This window comes from Enterobacter sp. MF024, from assembly GCF_005843915.1.
GTDB lineage: Bacteria > Pseudomonadota > Gammaproteobacteria > Enterobacterales > Enterobacteriaceae > Enterobacter > Enterobacter barmai.
In genome coordinates this window covers 307,963-324,498 of the sequence record NZ_VCBB01000001.1, presented here as the reverse complement: position 1 = coordinate 324,498, position 16,536 = coordinate 307,963, and the positions used below count along the sequence as shown (strand labels likewise).

The window sequence follows — 16,536 nt, the reverse complement described above, 5'->3', positions numbered from 1 at the left end:
GTGCAACAAGCGGTTATTCCTGAGACGTCGAAATGATCATTCTGTGACCTTCGATGTCCAGACGGCGGAAAGACATATCATAAGCTTTAGCCAGATTGGGCGGCGTCAGAACGCTGTCACGCGCCCCGCTGGCAATCAGCTGGCCCCGCTTCAGCAGCCAGACGCGATGCGCATGACGCAGGGTATGGTTGAGGTCATGACTGCTCATCACCACCGCAATACCCTGCTGCGACAGAGCGCTTAACGCTCTGTCCAGCGCCACCTGCTGGGCAACATCGAGACTGCTCATCGGCTCGTCCAGCAACAGCAACTGACCGTGCGGATTGCCCTGGGGATGAATTTGCAGGATCACCGCCGCCAGCCGCACGCGCTGCCACTCTCCGCCGGAGAGCTGGCTGACGTGCCGGGACAGTTTATCCTCAATACCCAACATGGCTGCGACGTCACTTAACAGCGCTTTTTGCTGACTATGGTGCTGATGCAGCGTCAGATAGTGCCAGACCGGCATGGCGAACGGCGCAGTTTGCTGCTGCGCCAGATACGCCCTGCGGCTCGCCAGCGACGCGGAGGACCAACGGGATAGCGATTCCCCCTGCAACAGGATTTCGCCCTGCCCGCTACTCAGCCCGGCCATACGGGCAAGCAATGTGCTCTTACCTGCCCCATTCGGGCCGACCAGGTGCAGGATCTCCCCCGCATTAACCTGTGCGGAAAGCGGCTGCAGACGACCGGATTCCGACACCCCATTGAGCTGCATCAGGATCGACATTACTTCGCGAGCGCCAGCTTGATCGCTTCCATCAGGATCGGATCTTCAGGCGTCATATCCGGCGCAAAACGCTGAACCACTTCGCCATCGCGACCGATCAGGAATTTTTCAAAATTCCATAAAATGTCATCAGGATAGAGCGGCGCACGGCCTTTGCTCGCCAGACGCTCATAAAAACCGCTGCTTTCAGGCGCAACAGCCACCGGGGCTGCGGCAATCAGCTTTTGATACAGCGGATGACGCGCTTCGCCGTTGACCTCGACTTTGCTGAACATCGGGAAGGTGATGCCATAGGTGGTGCTGCAGAAGGTTTTGATCTCCTCTTCGCTACCTGGCTCCTGGCCGAGAAACTGGTTACACGGGAAACCGAGCACGGTAAAACCGTCCTTTTCCCATGCTTTGTGAATGTTTTCGAGCTGCTCATACTGCGGCGTCAGACCGCATTTCGATGCCACGTTCACCACCAGCAGAACCTTGCCCTTATAGCCTTCCAGGGTGGTCTTTTCTCCATCGATGGTCGTCACTTCGGTGTTCAGAATATCGTTCGGCATAGCATTCCCTCAGGTTGTGGTTCAGACTGGCAGCCTTAGCGGCCAGCTTTTAATAATAGCCAGATAAATACCGGTGCACCCAGCGTAGCGGTGACAACACCGATCGGCAACTCTGCCGCCGTTAACGCCAGGCGCGCGATGATGTCGGCGATAAGCAGCGTCGCGCCGCCCGTCACGGCCGCAGCAGGCAGCAGCAGCCGGTGATCGGTTATGCCGCATAAACGCAGCATATGGGGGATAACGAGGCCGACAAAGCCGATGGCACCGGCCAGCGCCACGCTTACGCCCACCATCCAGCCGATAGCGACCACCAGGATGTTGCGCCAGAAGGTGAGCGGCAGCCCCAGCTGGCGGGCCGAAATCTCACCCAGCACCAGGACGTTCAGGGGGGCGGCCTGAAAACAGGCCCAGACGATAACCGGTACCAGCAGCAGCATCAGCCAGCCCTGCCCCCAGTCCACGCCGCCGAAGCCGCCCATCATCCAGTACATCAGCTGGCGCAGATCAAAGGAGGTGGAAAAGTAGACCGCCCAGGTCATCAGGGCGCTGCAGATAATTCCCAGCGCCACCCCGGCGAGCAGCAGGCGACTGACCGAGAGATGACGGCGGGCAAAGCGCAACAGAATAAGGGTAACAATCAGCGCCCCGGCAATGGCGCAGAGGCTCAGTTCCCATCCGGACAGCACGCCTCCGCCCAGCATGACGGCGGCAATCAGCCCGACGCCTGCCCCGTTTGATACGCCTAACAACCCCGGCTCGGCGAGTGGGTTATCAAACAGCGCCTGCATGATGGTGCCGCTCAGCGCCAGCGCCGCTCCCACCAGCACCACGGCCAGGGTCCGCGGCAGACGGATCTGCCAGATAAACAGCTCCCCCTGCGGGCTAAACCACGACGGCGGCCCGATCCATTGATCGCCCGCGCACAGGCTCAGCCCCAGCGCGAGAACCAGCGCCAGCAGCAGGAAGAGCACTTTACGCAGGTCGGAACGGTACTGCAGACGGGCAAATTCAGGCATTGGAATCATTTTGCGGGTGAATGATGTGATTGATTTTACGGTGGGTTCAGAGCAGCGCAAAGAAAAAAGGCCGCGAATGCGGCCTTTTTGGTTAGATCATCTCACTCTGCTTTGGGTGAAGCGTTTTCGACACGGCTTTTTAACTTCTGTCCGGGTCTGAAGGTCACCACGCGGCGAGCTGTAATGGGAATATCCTCACCCGTCTTCGGGTTACGACCCGGACGTTGATTTTTGTCGCGCAAATCAAAGTTACCAAAGCCGGAGAGTTTTACCTGCTCACCATTTTCCAGAGCGCGACGGATCTCTTCGAAAAACAGCTCAACCAGCTCTTTGGCATCCCGTTTGCTAAGCCCAAGCTTATCAAACAGATATTCGGACATTTCAGCTTTTGTAAGCGCCATAGGTTCAATCCCTCAATGATGCCTGGAATCGCTCTTTTAATGCCTCTACACATTTGGCGACGGTAGCGGCAATCTCCTCTTCTTCGAGTGTACGGCTGGTATCCTGAAGGATCAGGCTGATAGCCAGGCTCTTAAAGCCCTCTGCTACGCCCTTGCCGCGGTACACGTCAAATAAGTTTACGCCAACTACCTGATTTACGCCAACTTTCTTACATTCGGCCAAAATATCTGCGGCAGGCACATTTTCGGCCACCACGACGGCGATATCACGACGGTTTGCCGGGAAGCGAGAAACCTCCTGAGCCTGAGGAATGACGCGGTCTGCGACCTTGTTCCACTCCAGCTCAAACGCCAGCGTGCGGCCATTGAGATCGAGCTTGCGCTCCAGTTCCGGATGCACAACACCAATGAAACCAACGCGTTCACCTTTCAGATAAATCGCGGCGCTCTGGCCCGGATGCAGGGCCGGAATGGCTTCTGCGCGGAACTCAATTTCAGACAATTTACCGGTCAGATCGAGGACTGATTCCAGATCGCCTTTCAGATCGTAGAAATCAACGCTGTTTTTGCTCAGATCCCAGTGCTCTTCATAGCGGTTGCCGCAGATTGCACCCGCCAGCATCAGATCCTGACGGATGCCGAGGTTTGCCTGGGTATCCGGAACAAAGCGCAGACCGGTTTCGAAGATGCGCACGCGGCTCTGCTGACGGTTCTGGTTGTAGACGATGGTGCCCAGCAGGCCGGTCAGCAGCGACAGCCGCATGGCGGACATTTCGCTGGAGATAGGGCTTGGCAGGATCAGCGCTTCCTGGCCTGGATGGATCAGCTGCTGCACCTTCGGGTCAACGAAGCTGTAGGTGATCACTTCCTGGTAGCCTTTGTCGTTCAGCATGGTTTTCACACGCTTCAGGGAGAGGTCGGCTTCGCGATGGGAACCCATCACCAGGCCTGCCTGTACCGGCTCATCAGGAATGTTGTTGTAGCCGTATACGCGGGCCACTTCTTCCACCAGATCTTCTTCGATCGAAATGTCGAAACGCCAGCTCGGCGCGACAGCGGTCCACTCATCCTGACCTTCGGTCACGTCGCAGCCCAGACGGCGCAGAATGTCGCTCACCTGCGCATCGGCAATGTGATGACCAATCAAGCGGTCCAGTTTGCTGCGGCGCAGGGTGATGGTCGCAGGCTTCGGCAGATGCGCCTCGCTGGTCACATCGATAACCGGACCGGCTTCGCCGCCGCAGATGTCGATCAGCAGGCGGGTAGCGCGCTCCATCGCTTTGTACTGCAGGGCTGGATCCACGCCGCGCTCATAGCGGTGAGAGGCATCGGTATGCAGGCCGTGACGGCGCGCGCGACCGGTAATGGACAGCGGGCTGAAGAAGGCGCACTCCAGCAGCACGTTCTGGGTTTCATCATTCACGCCAGAGTGGTCGCCACCGAAGATACCGCCCATGGCCAGCGCCTGGCCTTGATCGGCAATAACCAGGGTATCGGCACCAAGTTTGGCTTCGCTACCGTCGAGCAGAACCAGGGTTTCGCCCTCTTTCGCCATACGCACCACAATGCCGCCTTCGATACGATCTTTATCGAACGCGTGCATCGGCTGACCCAGCTCCAGCAGGACGTAGTTAGTCACGTCAACCACCGCATCGATAGAGCGGATGCCGCAGCGGCGCAGCTTCTCTTTCATCCACAGCGGAGTGGGCGCCTTAACGTTGATGCCTTTGACCACACGGCCGAGGTAGCGCGGACAGGCGTCTGGCGCGTCAACCTGAATCGGCAGCGTGTCGTTGATGGTGGCGGCAACCGGGGCAATCTCTGGCGCGTTCAGTTCGGTCTGATTCAGGACCGCCACGTCGCGGGCCACGCCGATGATGCCTAAGCAGTCGGCACGGTTCGGGGTCACGCTGATTTCGATGGTGTTGTCATCGAGATTCAGGTATTCACGCAGATCGGTACCAATTGGCGCATCCGCTGGCAGCTCAATGATGCCAGAGTGGTCGTCGGAAATACCCAGCTCAGAGAAAGAGCACAGCATGCCTTCAGACGGCTCGCCGCGCAGTTTCGCCGCTTTGATTTTGAAATCGCCTGGCAGCACCGCGCCCACGGTCGCCACGGCCACTTTCAGGCCCTGACGGCAGTTTGCCGCGCCGCAGACGATATCCAGCAGGCGTTCGCCGCCCACGTTCACTTTCGTCACACGCAGTTTGTCGGCGTTCGGGTGCTGGCCGCACTCCACGACTTCGCCGATAACAACGCCATTAAACGCGCCCGCAACCGGCTCAACGCCGTCCACTTCCAGGCCTGCCATGGTGATCTGGTTAGAGAGCGCCTCGCTGTCGAGCGCAGTGTTCACCCATTCGCGTAACCACAGTTCACTGAATTTCATTGTTCTGTCCTGCCCTTATTTAAACTGTTTGAGGAAACGCAGATCGTTTTCGAAGAAAGCGCGTAAGTCGGTTACGCCGTAACGCAGCATGGTCAGACGCTCCATGCCCATACCGAATGCAAAGCCGGAGTAGACTTCCGGATCAATGCCAACGTTACGCAGGACGTTCGGGTGCACCATGCCGCAGCCCAACACTTCCAGCCACTTGCCGTTTTTACCCATCACGTCAACTTCGGCAGAAGGTTCTGTGAACGGGAAGTAGGACGGACGGAAACGAATCTGCAGATCTTCTTCAAAGAAGTTGCTCAGGAAGTCGTGCAGGGTACCTTTCAGGTTGGTAAAGCTGATGTTTTTATCAACGATCAGCCCTTCCATCTGATGGAACATTGGGGTGTGGGTCTGATCGTAGTCGTTACGATAGACGCGGCCCGGGGCAATAATGCGGATTGGCGGCTGCTTCTCTTTCATGGTGCGGATCTGCACGCCAGAGGTCTGGGTACGCAGCAGACGGGTAGCATCGAACCAGAAAGTGTCGTGGTCAGCACGCGCCGGGTGGTGGCCTGGGATATTCAGGGCATCGAAGTTATGGTAATCGTCTTCGATTTCCGGGCCGGTCGCCACGGTAAAGCCGAGCTCACCGAAGAAACTTTCAATGCGGTCGATAGTGCGCGTAACCGGGTGCAGGCCACCGTTTTCAATGCGACGACCCGGCAGGGAGACGTCGATGGTTTCTGCAGCCAGACGCGCATTCAGCGCGGCGCTTTCCAGCGCGTTTTTACGCTCGTTCAGCACCTGCTGAACCTGCTCTTTGGCTTCGTTAATTACCGCACCTGCAGCCGGGCGCTCTTCTGGCGGCAATTCACGCAGGGTAGTCATTTGAAGGGTCAGGTGCCCTTTCTTGCCCAGATATTCGACGCGGACGTTGTCTAACGCGGCAACATCTGAGGCCTGGTTAATGGCGGCCGTTGCACTGGCAACCAGCTCTGCGAGATGTGACATGGTTTTCCTCGTTATGTAGCGATATTTACAAGCGGCAGATACGAAAAAAGCCTCCATCAGGAGGCTTTCTGGCGCTGTTTTCCGTTTCGTCTTTCACGCGCTAGCCTCCTGATGTCAGGTGCTAAAGTAAAAGAAGAAGCGGAAAATAGCAGCATTCATGCTTGCGTTACCTTGTGTTATACGGAACCTGTCGCCTTATTGAAAAGGGTCGCCAGAAAATTGTCAATGTTTTGATGCTGTTGAAACGAAAAGAGGGAGCAAAGCTCCCTCTTCCAACTGGCTTATGCCAGTGCTGCTTTCGCTTTTTCGACCAGAGCGGTGAACGCTACTTTGTCGAATACTGCGATGTCAGCCAGGATCTTACGGTCGATTTCAACAGAGGCTTTTTTCAGGCCGTTGATGAATTTGCTGTAAGAAATACCGTTCTGACGTGCTGCCGCATTGATACGTGCAATCCACAGCTGACGGAACTGACGTTTACGTTGACGACGGTCACGGTAAGCGTACTGACCAGCTTTGATAACAGCCTGGAAGGCAACGCGGTATACGCGAGAACGCGCACCGTAGTAGCCTTTAGCTTGTTTCAGAATTTTTTTGTGACGTGCACGAGCAATTACACCACGTTTTACGCGAGCCATGTGAGCTCTCCTGTATCTATATTCTTAGTAAAAAAAATTAAACGTTAACGGCTTATGCGTACGGCAGGCACGCGATAACCAGACCCAGATCGCCTTTAGACACGAGGCCTTTTGGACGCAGGTGACGTTTACGTTTAGTAGATTTTTTGGTCAGAATATGACGCAGGTTTGCGTGCTTACGCTTAAATCCACCACCACCGGTTTTTTTGAAGCGCTTAGCAGCACCGCGTACGGTCTTAATTTTAGGCATCTTAATAACTTCCACTTCGCATTGTTAAATAAACGAAACGTAGGCGAACAAAACCTGCGAAGCCTGTAGGCTCCACAGGAATTGCTACTTGAAGGCCTTACTGTTTCTTCTTAGGAGCGAGCACCATGATCATCTGGCGGCCTTCGATCTTCGTAGGGAAGGATTCGACTACTGCCAGTTCACTCAGATCGTCACGGACGCGGTTAAGCACTTCCATACCGATCTGTTGGTGGGCCATCTCACGACCACGGAAACGCAGTGTGATCTTGGCCTTATCGCCATCTTCCAGAAAGCGAATCAGGCTGCGGAGTTTTACCTGATAATCGCCATCGTCGGTACCAGGACGGAATTTAATTTCCTTAACCTGGATAACTTTTTGCTTCTTCTTCTGTTCCTTAGAAGACTTACTCTTTTCATAAAGGAACTTGCCGTAGTCCATGATACGACAAACTGGCGGTTCGGCGTTAGGGCTGATTTCAACTAAATCTACTCCAGCTTCTTCAGCCTTTTCGATTGCTTCTCTCAGACTCACAATCCCCAGCTGCTCGCCTTCCAGACCTGTTAAGCGAACTTCCTGGGCGCGAATCTCGCCATTGATACGATTCGGACGTGCCGTTTGAACTCGTTTTCCGCCTTTAATACCTTATTCCTCCAGTTGTTGAAGACTGCGGCTGCGAATCTCTTGTTGCAGCTTCTCAATCACTTCATTTACGTCCAGGCTGCCCAGGTCTTTACCACGGCGGGTGCGAACGGCAACTTTGCCTGCTTCCACCTCTTTATCACCACAGACCAGCATATACGGGACACGACGTAAAGTGTGCTCGCGGATTTTAAAGCCAATCTTCTCATTTCTCAAGTCCGCTTTTACGCGAATGCCCGCATTTTGTAGTTTCTGCGTCAATTCTTTAACGTATTCAGACTGAGAATCGGTAATGTTCATCACAACTACCTGCACCGGCGCAAGCCAGGTTGGGAAGAATCCAGCGAACTCTTCGGTCAGGATGCCGATGAAGCGCTCCAGTGAACCGAGAATCGCACGGTGAATCATTACCGGAACCTGACGCTCGTTGTCTTCGCCAACGTAAGAGGCGCTTAAACGCTGCGGCAGGGAGAAGTCCAGCTGTACCGTTCCGCACTGCCATGCACGATCGAGGCAGTCATACAGGGTAAATTCAATTTTCGGACCGTAGAATGCACCTTCGCCCAACTGGTATTCAAACGGGATACCGTTCTCTTCCAGGGCGACGGCCAGGTCCGCCTCAGCACGATCCCAGGTCTCGTCGCTGCCGATACGTTTTTCAGGACGAGTTGAGAGTTTGACCACGATCTTCTCGAAGCCAAAGGTGCTGTACATATCGTAGACCATACGAATACAGGCGTTAACTTCATCACGCACCTGATCTTCAGTACAGAAGATGTGCGCGTCATCCTGCGTAAAGCCACGAACACGCATCAGACCATGCAGCGCGCCTGACGGCTCGTTACGGTGGCAGCTACCGAACTCCGCCATACGCAGCGGCAGGTCGCGGTAGGATTTCAGACCCTGGTTGAAGATCTGAACGTGACCCGGGCAGTTCATCGGCTTGATGCAGTATTCACGGTTCTCGGAAGAGGTGGTGAACATCGCATCTTTGTAGTTGTCCCAGTGGCCGGTTTTTTCCCACAGCACACGGTCCATCATGAACGGGCCTTTCACTTCCTGATACTGGTACGCTTTCAGCTTGGAACGCACGAAGGTTTCCAGTTCACGGAAGATTGTCCAGCCGTCGTTATGCCAGAACACCATACCCGGCGCTTCTTCCTGCATGTGATACAGGTCGAGCTGTTTACCGATTTTACGGTGGTCACGCTTCGCCGCTTCTTCCAGACGCTGCAGGTACGCGCTCAGGGCTTTTTTGTCGGCCCAGGCAGTACCGTAAATACGCTGCAGCATCTTGTTGTTGCTGTCGCCACGCCAGTAAGCGCCTGCGATTTTCATCAGCTTGAAGTGATGGCAGAAGCGCATATTCGGCACGTGCGGTCCACGGCACATGTCGACGTATTCTTCATGGTGATACAAGCCAGGCTTGTCATCATGAGCAATGTTTTCATCAAGAATAGTGACCTTGTAGCTTTCGCCACGCTTCACGAAGGTTTCACGCGCTTCGTGCCAGCTCACTTTCTTCTTGATGACGTCATAGTTGCTCTCAGCCAGCTCGTGCATACGCTTTTCGAGGGCTTCGATATCTTCCTGGGTCAGCGTGTGGTCAAGGTCAACGTCGTAGTAGAAACCGTTGTCGATAACCGGGCCGATAGCCATTTTGGTGTTAGGCCACAGCTGTTTGATCGCATGACCGAGCAGGTGTGCGCAGGAGTGACGAATGATCTCCAGACCTTCTTCGTCTTTCGCGGTGATGATCGACAGCTTCGCATCGTTTTCAATTAAATCGGAAGCATCAACCAGCTCACCGTTTACGCGGCCAGCAATAGTGGCTTTCGCCAGACCCGGGCCGATATCCAGCGCAACATCCATTGGGCTGACGGCACGGTCAAAATGGCGTTGGCTGCCATCAGGAAGAGTAATAACAGGCATTTTATGTCCTTATTTGCAGTGATGCCCCACACATAAGAGCATATGCAAAGAAAATAATCTTTAATTTACAGTGAATTGCAAAACCATCTGACCAACAATCGTCAAATTGGCTCGCAACCATGCACAGGATCGAAATCAGATAAATGACAATTTACGATCAGCCTGTAGATGGTAACACTAACAAAAGGGTGAAAACACCCTCCACAGGCAGAATGCATGCGTTAGTACTTTTGCATGACTTTACTTTGATGTGGAATTTCAGACAGTTTCTCGCAATACCGGGTTGCTGAGCTATTCTTGAACAGGTCCTTCAACACTTTATTGGGGCGAATTATGAACGTATCAAGCAGAACAGTCGTTATCCTTAACATTCTTTCTGCCACCGCACTACTCGTGATTCTGGCAGATAAGTTTCACTGGTTCTGAAGCGCGTTGTTGCAAGCACCTGAAGCTGTAGCATTCCGGCGATGCGCAATTATCATTGCTCTTTGGTAAACTGCTTTCACCAAAGAACAAGGATGACGTGATGCCGACGAAACGCTTTTCAAAAAAACACTGGAAGATGGTGATTGTCTTAATCGCCATATGTGCCGCTATGCTGTTATTACGCTGGGCGGCGATGCTTTGGGGTTAATCTCATCTTCCCTGCCCCTGCAGATCAGGATATTTATCGACTGGTTTGCACAACCAGCACAAATATAAACTTACGTTTTATTTATCTTTACACAAATTACAGAAATAAAAAAACCGGTACATCAGGATCCGGTTTTTTTTTAGCGGCAATAAGTGGCCGAAAATGCATTTATCACATCTGACAAATCCATCAGGACCATTCACCGGCAACCAGTTTATGCACGTCGAACGCGTCATCCATGGATTGCCCGGTCGATTGTGAGCCCGGGGCGATGTTCGAACCGGCTTCTACATCAGAGGCTTTGGTAATGCCAATTTGTGTAGAGGTGTCACTGGCAGAGTTATATACAGAGTCAGCGGCAAAGACGCCGAATGACAATGCAGAAAGTACTAATGCTGCAGATGCAGTTGTGATTTTATTCATAATGTTTTTCTCTTACTGAATTAATACAGACCAACTTAGGCAATATCTAGCCTGTATTCACAGTTTAGATCTGGATCACACTTTTGCATAGTCAAAATATTTATCAATTCGTGTCAAATAAACTGAATGGTTAACAAAACGAGGGATTATGGAGAGAATATGGAGATATCGGCTACCGCTATATTTTAAAACAGTGTTTATTATTTATCAGCACAAAAATTAAAAACGGGCCAATATATTATTGGCCCGCGGTAATTACATTTTGTAGCCCAGAGAGACGACGGTTCTGCGATCGGTGTGTTCCGGTGCAGACGCTGGCGGCTCGGAGTTCCAGGTCACGTTATATGCAACTTTCAGCCCGAAATGCGCGTTGATCGCCACGTTGAGGGCGGTCTCGGAGTTGACGGTGGTATCGTCAGCGCCAAAGACGGAGACGCCCTGGCTGAACTTCGCGTTATCGGTCATCTGCCAGGCGTAGGTTCCGGATGCGTAACCCAGCGGCTGGGTTTCCGTATCACCGTCGGTGTATTCGTCATAGCGAACACCCGGACCAAATTCAAAGCGGAAGCTGTGTACCGGACCATTCAGGAACTGGCGACCGTAACCGGCGGTTGCCACATCACGCTCGCGGTAGCCGTTGTAGCGATCGGTTAACCAGCTCGCCTGACCAAACAGATAGTCATAGTCAGTCATGTTGTAACGGCTACGTCCGCCCACCGCATATTTCTCGGAAGAGCGCTCATCGTTAGAGGAGGTGTTGCTGGCGTTACCCCACAGCGACCAGGCTGTGGTGTTGCCGTACCATGTCAGGGTGGTATCGGCAGTCAGGGAAGAGCTTTTCGTATTGCCCGATTGCGCCAGATAACCTGCGTTAAGGGTGCCTTCGAAGGGTTTCTGTGCAGTGGAGGGATCGTCCATGACAGTAAAAACGGAATCATCGGCTGCCGCATTCAGTGACGCAAGCAGGCCTCCCGCCAACATCATCGCGGCGGGTACTGTCTTTAAGAGCTTCATTTATAAAGAGTCCGTACAACAAAAAAAGAGACCATTACGGTCCCGGAAACTTTCTTGCGGATCAATGCCATGGGATCCTTAGAAAGGTTACAAATTATAAAAAGGCTCAAATAACATAGCAATGATTTCTTGTTTCATTTTTGGAATAAGAACGATCTTAAACCAGCCCGATATTTATAAATAAAAGTCAGGGTACGTAAAGGTATTTATATTGAAAATCATATTGTTAATACTTTCGCTTCTGTGGGTTCGGTGCCAGGCTTAATGCGAACCTCACTGACAGGAGATAAGCATGGATCGTATCTTTACGTTGACGCTCTCCCCTTCTCTGGACAGCGCAACCCTGACGGCACAACTCTATCCTGAGGGTAAACTCCGCTGCAGCGTGCCGGTTTTTGAGCCCGGCGGCGGCGGCATTAACGTCGCCCGCGCTATTACCCACCTTGGCGGCAAAGCCACCGCCATCTTTCCCGCAGGCGGCGCGACGGGGGAACATCTGGTCTCGCTTCTTGCTGACGAGCAGGTAGCCGTCGATACGGTCGAGGCCCAGGACTGGACCCGGCAAAACCTGCACGTCCACGTTGAATCCACCCACGAGCAGTACCGCTTTGTCATGCCAGGCGCGACGCTGAGTGATGATGAGTTCCGCCAGCTCGAAGAGAAAGTGCTGGCTATCGAGAGCGGCGCTTTGCTGGTTATCAGCGGCAGTCTGCCGCCCGGGGTGAAAACCGAAAAACTGACGCAGCTGATCCGCGCCGCCCAGCAGAACGGCATTCGTTGCATTGTCGACAGCTCCGGCGAGGCGCTCAGCGCCGCGCTGACGCTCGGCAACATCGAGCTGGTCAAACCCAACCAGAAAGAGCTGAGTGCGCTGGTCAATCGCGATCTTAGCCAGCCTGATGACGTGCGTAAGGCCGCCGAGGAGCTGGTGAAAAGCGGTAAAGCGCGGCGGGTGGTGGTCTCCCTGGGTCCTCAGGGCGCGCTGGCCGTTGATGAGACCGGCTCGGTGCAGGTTGTGCCCCCGCCAATGAAAAGCCAGAGCACCGTCGGCGCGGGCGACAGCATGGTGGGCGCAATGACCCTGAAGCTGGCGCAGGGGGCCTCATTACGGGAGATGACCCAGTACGGCGTGGCGGCAGGCAGCGCGGCGACCATCAATCATGGCACCCGCCTGTGCTCGCTGGAGGACACGCAGAAGATATTCACCTATCTGGCCAGTGTGTAATGACTGCCCTCCCGGTTACCCGGTGAGGGCGACAAATGGCATGAATCAACTATGCTAAAAAAACTTTCGGGATAACAACGAGGTGAATTATGAGCAGCGGAGATATCGCGCGCTACGTGGTAACCATAAAGGTTCATGAAGACACGCTGACAGAGCTCAATGAAATCAATAACAATCTTACCCGCGGTGGTTTTTTAATGACCATGACTGATGATGAGGGCAACCTGCACGAGCTGGGCACCCATACTTACGGCCTGGTCAGTCCGCTGAGTGAAGATGAGGTAAAAGCGCTGGCGTCAGGGCTCGTGGAGAGCGCAACCGGAAAAGAGCCGCAGGTTGAGGTGACGCGCTGGGAAACCTGGCAAAAAGCGCAACAATAAGTGCCCCCGGGCCAGCCAAACGGCCCAACTGTGCGTTAGCTCGTATTTTTTAACCATAGTTTCACGCTAACTTTATGATCTGGCAGACAACATGGGAGAGCGATCATGTGGCAGGCTATCAGTCATCTTTTAAGTGAACAACTGGGCGAAGGTGAAATTGAACTGCGTAACGAGCTGCCAGGGGGTGAGATCCACGCCGCGTGGCATCTGCGCTATGCGGGTCGTGAACTTTTCGTAAAGTGTGACGAACGCGAACTGTTACCTATCTTCACGGCAGAAGCTGACCAGCTGGAACTGCTCTCCCGCAGCAAAACCGTACATGTTCCCCAGGTCCGGGCCGTCGGCAGCGATCGCGACTACAGCTTTCTGGTGATGGACTATCTTCCGCCCCGCCCGCTGGATGCCCATAACGCCTTTATTCTGGGGCAGCAGATCGCCCGCCTGCACCAGTGGAGCGATCAGCCGCAGTTTGGCCTCGATTTTGACAACGATCTCTCCACCACCCCGCAGCCCAACGCCTGGCAACGACGCTGGTCGACCTTCTTTGCCGAGCAGCGTATTGGCTGGCAGCTGGAGCTGGCGGCGGAAAAAGGGCTGGAGTTCGGCAACATCGACGCCATTGTCGATCATATTCAGCAGCGTCTGGCCTCGCACCAGCCGCAGCCTTCCCTGCTGCACGGCGATTTATGGTCAGACAACTGCGCGCTGGGTCCAAACGGTCCCTATATCTTTGACCCGGCCTGCTACTGGGGAGACAGAGAGTGCGACCTCGCCATGCTGCCGCTCCATCCTGAGCAGCCGCCGCAGATTTACGACGGCTATCAGTCGATATCCCCGCTCCCGGCTGATTTCCTGGAAAGACAGCCGGTTTATCAGCTCTATACACTGATGAACCGAGCCATTCTGTTTGGCGGCGAGCATCTGGTGAAGGCGCAGAGAGCGCTGGAGAGAGTGCTGGCGGCATAGCGCGCAGGCTGCCGGGCGTCCTGACCCGGCAGCGAAGAACGTTTACAGCAGGCCGAGCAGGGTAAACAGGAAATACCCGGCGACAATCATCAGCACCGGCAGCACGTAGAGCGTAAAGATTTGCAGGAAAATGGTGTTATTCGGCACCACAATGCGTGATTCGATCTGCTCGCGGGTTAACCCCTCTTCCCCTCTCGCGTTCTCCAGAATCAATTGAGCTTCTAACCCCTCGCGGATCATGCGGGTCTGACGGCGCATCTTCGCGCCAGAGGCCTGCAGCGCCAGGGCAATGAAGACCAGAGCAAAAATAATCCAGAAGGCGATGTTCATCCCCTGACGGAAGTCGGGCGTCGGCGAGTTGTACCAGAAGAAATTCAGGAACGGCGTATTGAATCGCATCATCTCAATCATGACATGGGCAAAATCAAGCATCACGGCGTTGATGCCCGCCTGTTTCTCGCTGTGGTCATAGATAAATTTCAGGACGGAAATAATGGTCGAGATCACTGACGGAATAAAAATCACCCATCCAGCGACCTGTTTCAGTATCGCGATACGTCCAGCTTGTTGATATGTCATTGATTCCTCATTTTCAAATTACATCCTTTGAGGCTAAGTCTACCTGCTGGTTGTCATTTTCGCCCGCTCTTTACGGGTGATATGCTAAATTGCCAGGGTGAGGTAGCGCTTACCCCCTGCTAAAACCAACGAAAGGAGAGGTTGCATGTCGACGCCGCGTCAAATTGTTGCTGCCATTTTTGATATGGATGGATTACTGATTGATTCCGAGCCGCTGTGGGATCGGGCTGAACTGGATGTGATGGCCAGCCTGGGCGTGGATATCACCCGCCGCCACGAGTTGCCGGATACGCTCGGCCTGCGCATCGATATGGTGGTTGAGCTCTGGTACGCCCACCAGCCGTGGGTCGGCCCGGGGCGTGATGAGGTGACCGATCGCATCATTAACCGCGCCATTACCCTGGTGGAAGAGAATCGCCCGCTGCTCAAAGGCGCGCGTGAAGCCGTGGCGCTGTGCAAAGAACAGGGACTGAAGGTCGGACTGGCTTCCGCTTCGCCGCTACATATGCTGGAAAAAGTGCTGATCATGTTCGATCTGCGCGACAGTTTCGACGCCATGGCCTCGGCTGAAAAGCTGCCCTACAGCAAGCCGCACCCGCAGGTGTACATGGACTGCGCCGCGAAGCTGGGCGTTGATCCGACAGCCTGCGTGGCGCTGGAAGACTCGGTGAATGGCATGATCGCCAGCAAGGCGGCGCGGATGCGTTCTATCGTCGTCCCTGCTGAAGAGAACCAGCACGACGCCCGTTACGCGCTGGCGGATGTAAAACTGACCTCCCTGCAGGAACTCACCGTGGCGCATCTGCGCGGGTGAGTGTCAATGGCGGGCAGCGCACCGTTGCCCGCAAATACGATCGCATTTCAAATTTTTAAAACGCCATTTCATTTTAGTTTGATCTTATTTCCAACTGCTTCTATGCTTATCTCAGAACAATAATACCCCCCTACACTCTGAGGTCCGTATGATACAGGATGCCTTTAATCTTTCAGGAAAAGTTGCCATCGTTACCGGCTGTGATACCGGCCTCGGCCAGGGCATGGCGCTGGGTCTGGCGCAGGCTGGCTGCGACATCGTCAGCGTCAACCGTCGCATCCCCGAAGAGACCGCCGCAGGCGTTAAGGCGCTGGGACGTCGGTTTCTGGCTATTCAGGCCGACCTTAGCAAGCAGGATGCCATCGACAGTATTGTCGAACAGACGGTTGCCGGAATGGGACGCGTGGATATTCTGGTGAACAACGCTGGAACCATTCGTCGGGAAGACGCGCTGACCTTCAGCGAAAAGGACTGGGATGACGTGATGAACCTCAACCTGAAATCGGTCTTTTTCCTCTCGCAGGCCGTGGCCCGCCAGTTCATTGCCCAGGGTCAGGGCGGCAAAATCATTAATATCGCTTCCATGCTGTCGTTCCAGGGCGGGATCCGCGTTCCCTCTTATACCGCCTCCAAAAGCGGCGTGCTGGGGATCACCCGCCTGCTCGCCAACGAGTGGGCGCACCACGGCATCAACGTCAACGCCATCGCGCCGGGCTATATGGCGACCAATAACACCCAGCAGCTGCGCGACGACGAACAGCGCAGCAAAGAGATCCTCGACCGCATCCCCGCGGGGCGCTGGGGTAAGCCGGACGATCTGCAGGGCCCGGCGGTCTTTCTCGCTTCATCCGCGTCGGACTATGTGAACGGCTACACCCTGGCCGTCGATGGTGGCTGGCTGGCGCGTTAACAG

At 54.5% G+C, this 16,536-nt stretch carries 21 protein-coding genes and 1 other annotated feature; of the genes, 7 read left to right on the top strand and 14 right to left on the bottom strand.

What is annotated here, in order from left to right:
* Positions 1-13: 13 nt before the first annotated feature.
* The 11 genes from btuD to thrS all read right to left on the bottom strand — a co-directional run bounded on the left by btuD (position 14) and on the right by thrS (position 9,588).
* The gene (gene btuD, locus FFB58_RS01720) at positions 14-769 is read right to left on the bottom strand and encodes a vitamin B12 ABC transporter ATP-binding protein BtuD (RefSeq protein ID WP_138368785.1); all 756 of its coding nucleotides are present in this window, start codon (positions 767-769) and stop codon (positions 14-16) included.
* Positions 769-1,320, bottom strand: a complete 552-nt coding sequence (locus FFB58_RS01715; RefSeq protein WP_138368784.1) for a glutathione peroxidase — start codon at positions 1,318-1,320, stop codon at positions 769-771. The genes btuD and FFB58_RS01715 overlap by 1 nt, the downstream gene beginning before the upstream one ends.
* Positions 1,321-1,355: 35 nt before the next feature.
* A complete protein-coding gene (btuC, locus tag FFB58_RS01710; protein WP_138368783.1) occupies positions 1,356-2,336 on the bottom strand; it encodes a vitamin B12 ABC transporter permease BtuC in 981 nt (326 codons plus the stop codon).
* Positions 2,337-2,437: 101 nt separating this feature from the next.
* Positions 2,438-2,737, bottom strand: a complete 300-nt coding sequence (gene ihfA, locus FFB58_RS01705) for an integration host factor subunit alpha (protein WP_006820203.1) — start codon at positions 2,735-2,737, stop codon at positions 2,438-2,440.
* Positions 2,738-2,741: 4 nt separating this feature from the next.
* Positions 2,742-5,129 carry a phenylalanine--tRNA ligase subunit beta gene (pheT, locus tag FFB58_RS01700; RefSeq protein WP_138368782.1) on the bottom strand — a complete coding sequence of 796 codons (2,388 nt, stop codon included), beginning with the start codon at positions 5,127-5,129 and terminating at the stop codon, positions 2,742-2,744.
* A 15-nt stretch (positions 5,130-5,144) separates the two neighbouring features.
* The gene (gene pheS, locus FFB58_RS01695) at positions 5,145-6,128 is read right to left on the bottom strand and encodes a phenylalanine--tRNA ligase subunit alpha (protein ID WP_039029074.1); all 984 of its coding nucleotides are present in this window, start codon (positions 6,126-6,128) and stop codon (positions 5,145-5,147) included.
* A gap of 40 nt (positions 6,129-6,168) precedes the next feature.
* Positions 6,169-6,292, bottom strand: a sequence feature (Phe leader region).
* A complete protein-coding gene (gene pheM, locus FFB58_RS01690) occupies positions 6,243-6,287 on the bottom strand; it encodes a pheST operon leader peptide PheM (RefSeq protein WP_001386830.1) in 45 nt (14 codons plus the stop codon). Its footprint overlaps the feature before it by 45 nt.
* 117 nt (positions 6,293-6,409) lie before the next feature.
* Positions 6,410-6,766 carry a 50S ribosomal protein L20 gene (gene rplT, locus FFB58_RS01685; protein ID WP_000124850.1) on the bottom strand — a complete coding sequence of 119 codons (357 nt, stop codon included), beginning with the start codon at positions 6,764-6,766 and terminating at the stop codon, positions 6,410-6,412.
* A 52-nt stretch (positions 6,767-6,818) separates the two neighbouring features.
* Positions 6,819-7,016, bottom strand: coding sequence for a 50S ribosomal protein L35 (gene rpmI, locus FFB58_RS01680; protein WP_003030583.1), 198 nt, complete (start codon positions 7,014-7,016; stop codon positions 6,819-6,821).
* 97 nt (positions 7,017-7,113) lie between these two features.
* Complete coding sequence (infC, locus tag FFB58_RS01675; protein WP_023616141.1) at positions 7,114-7,656, bottom strand: translation initiation factor IF-3; 543 nt, start codon at positions 7,654-7,656, stop codon at positions 7,114-7,116.
* A gap of 3 nt (positions 7,657-7,659) precedes the next feature.
* Entirely contained in the window at positions 7,660-9,588 is a 1,929-nt protein-coding gene (thrS, locus tag FFB58_RS01670; RefSeq protein WP_138368781.1) for a threonine--tRNA ligase, read from the bottom strand.
* 333 nt (positions 9,589-9,921) lie between these two features.
* On the opposite strand from thrS, the gene yncL reads away from it, so the two are divergent.
* Both yncL and yniD read left to right on the top strand, forming a co-directional pair.
* Positions 9,922-10,014, top strand: a complete 93-nt coding sequence (gene yncL / locus FFB58_RS01665; RefSeq protein WP_072036629.1) for a stress response membrane protein YncL — start codon at positions 9,922-9,924, stop codon at positions 10,012-10,014.
* A 100-nt stretch (positions 10,015-10,114) separates the two neighbouring features.
* Positions 10,115-10,222, top strand: a complete 108-nt coding sequence (gene yniD, locus FFB58_RS01660) for a small membrane protein YniD (RefSeq protein WP_138368780.1) — start codon at positions 10,115-10,117, stop codon at positions 10,220-10,222.
* A gap of 189 nt (positions 10,223-10,411) precedes the next feature.
* Here yniD and FFB58_RS01655 read toward each other — a convergent pair whose 3' ends face one another.
* Together FFB58_RS01655 and FFB58_RS01650 are read right to left on the bottom strand one after the other, a co-directional pair.
* Positions 10,412-10,645: a hypothetical protein gene (locus FFB58_RS01655; RefSeq protein ID WP_072036628.1), complete on the bottom strand. Its 234-nt coding sequence runs from the start codon at positions 10,643-10,645 to the stop codon at positions 10,412-10,414.
* A 255-nt stretch (positions 10,646-10,900) separates the two neighbouring features.
* Entirely contained in the window at positions 10,901-11,659 is a 759-nt protein-coding gene (locus tag FFB58_RS01650) for a YdiY family protein (RefSeq protein ID WP_039029072.1), read from the bottom strand.
* A gap of 292 nt (positions 11,660-11,951) precedes the next feature.
* Here FFB58_RS01650 and pfkB point away from each other — a divergent pair, with 292 nt between their 5' ends.
* The 3 genes from pfkB to FFB58_RS01635 all read left to right on the top strand — a co-directional run bounded on the left by pfkB (position 11,952) and on the right by FFB58_RS01635 (position 14,230).
* Entirely contained in the window at positions 11,952-12,884 is a 933-nt protein-coding gene (gene pfkB / locus FFB58_RS01645) for a 6-phosphofructokinase II (protein ID WP_039029071.1), read from the top strand.
* A gap of 89 nt (positions 12,885-12,973) precedes the next feature.
* Positions 12,974-13,264 (top strand): type V toxin-antitoxin system endoribonuclease antitoxin GhoS, encoded by a 291-nt coding sequence (ghoS, locus tag FFB58_RS01640; protein ID WP_039029070.1) that lies wholly within the window; start codon positions 12,974-12,976, stop codon positions 13,262-13,264.
* Between the two features lie 105 nt (positions 13,265-13,369).
* Positions 13,370-14,230: a fructosamine kinase family protein gene (locus FFB58_RS01635; RefSeq protein ID WP_039029069.1), complete on the top strand. Its 861-nt coding sequence runs from the start codon at positions 13,370-13,372 to the stop codon at positions 14,228-14,230.
* Between the two features lie 42 nt (positions 14,231-14,272).
* Here FFB58_RS01635 and FFB58_RS01630 read toward each other — a convergent pair whose 3' ends face one another.
* A complete protein-coding gene (locus FFB58_RS01630) occupies positions 14,273-14,809 on the bottom strand; it encodes a YniB family protein (RefSeq protein WP_039029068.1) in 537 nt (178 codons plus the stop codon).
* A 145-nt stretch (positions 14,810-14,954) separates the two neighbouring features.
* Between FFB58_RS01630 and hxpB the strand changes: the two genes are divergently transcribed.
* Complete coding sequence (hxpB, locus tag FFB58_RS01625) at positions 14,955-15,623, top strand: hexitol phosphatase HxpB (RefSeq protein ID WP_039029067.1); 669 nt, start codon at positions 14,955-14,957, stop codon at positions 15,621-15,623.
* A 148-nt stretch (positions 15,624-15,771) separates the two neighbouring features.
* Positions 15,772-16,533: a 2-dehydro-3-deoxy-D-gluconate 5-dehydrogenase KduD gene (gene kduD / locus FFB58_RS01620; RefSeq protein WP_138368779.1), complete on the top strand. Its 762-nt coding sequence runs from the start codon at positions 15,772-15,774 to the stop codon at positions 16,531-16,533.
* Positions 16,534-16,536 lie beyond the last annotated feature (3 nt).

Excerpts from the sequence above, each read along its gene's own strand:
- FFB58_RS01650 (WP_039029072.1), bottom strand. The coding sequence starts at position 11,659 with ATGAAGCTCTTAAAGACAGTACCCGCCGCGATGATGTTGGCGGGAGGC.
- hxpB (WP_039029067.1), top strand. The coding sequence starts at position 14,955 with ATGTCGACGCCGCGTCAAATTGTTGCTGCCATTTTTGATATGGATGGA.
- ghoS (WP_039029070.1), top strand. The coding sequence starts at position 12,974 with ATGAGCAGCGGAGATATCGCGCGCTACGTGGTAACCATAAAGGTTCAT.
- yncL (WP_072036629.1), top strand. The coding sequence starts at position 9,922 with ATGAACGTATCAAGCAGAACAGTCGTTATCCTTAACATTCTTTCTGCC.
- pheT (WP_138368782.1), bottom strand. The coding sequence starts at position 5,129 with ATGAAATTCAGTGAACTGTGGTTACGCGAATGGGTGAACACTGCGCTC.
- ihfA (WP_006820203.1), bottom strand. The coding sequence starts at position 2,737 with ATGGCGCTTACAAAAGCTGAAATGTCCGAATATCTGTTTGATAAGCTT.
- rpmI (WP_003030583.1), bottom strand. The coding sequence starts at position 7,016 with ATGCCTAAAATTAAGACCGTACGCGGTGCTGCTAAGCGCTTCAAAAAA.
- pheS (WP_039029074.1), bottom strand. The coding sequence starts at position 6,128 with ATGTCACATCTCGCAGAGCTGGTTGCCAGTGCAACGGCCGCCATTAAC.
- pfkB (WP_039029071.1), top strand. The coding sequence starts at position 11,952 with ATGGATCGTATCTTTACGTTGACGCTCTCCCCTTCTCTGGACAGCGCA.
- FFB58_RS01715 (WP_138368784.1), bottom strand. The coding sequence starts at position 1,320 with ATGCCGAACGATATTCTGAACACCGAAGTGACGACCATCGATGGAGAA.
- FFB58_RS01630 (WP_039029068.1), bottom strand. The coding sequence starts at position 14,809 with ATGACATATCAACAAGCTGGACGTATCGCGATACTGAAACAGGTCGCT.
- thrS (WP_138368781.1), bottom strand. The coding sequence starts at position 9,588 with ATGCCTGTTATTACTCTTCCTGATGGCAGCCAACGCCATTTTGACCGT.
- kduD (WP_138368779.1), top strand. The coding sequence starts at position 15,772 with ATGATACAGGATGCCTTTAATCTTTCAGGAAAAGTTGCCATCGTTACC.
- btuD (WP_138368785.1), bottom strand. The coding sequence starts at position 769 with ATGTCGATCCTGATGCAGCTCAATGGGGTGTCGGAATCCGGTCGTCTG.
- FFB58_RS01635 (WP_039029069.1), top strand. The coding sequence starts at position 13,370 with ATGTGGCAGGCTATCAGTCATCTTTTAAGTGAACAACTGGGCGAAGGT.
- FFB58_RS01655 (WP_072036628.1), bottom strand. The coding sequence starts at position 10,645 with ATGAATAAAATCACAACTGCATCTGCAGCATTAGTACTTTCTGCATTG.
- btuC (WP_138368783.1), bottom strand. The coding sequence starts at position 2,336 with ATGCCTGAATTTGCCCGTCTGCAGTACCGTTCCGACCTGCGTAAAGTG.
- yniD (WP_138368780.1), top strand. The coding sequence starts at position 10,115 with ATGCCGACGAAACGCTTTTCAAAAAAACACTGGAAGATGGTGATTGTC.
- rplT (WP_000124850.1), bottom strand. The coding sequence starts at position 6,766 with ATGGCTCGCGTAAAACGTGGTGTAATTGCTCGTGCACGTCACAAAAAA.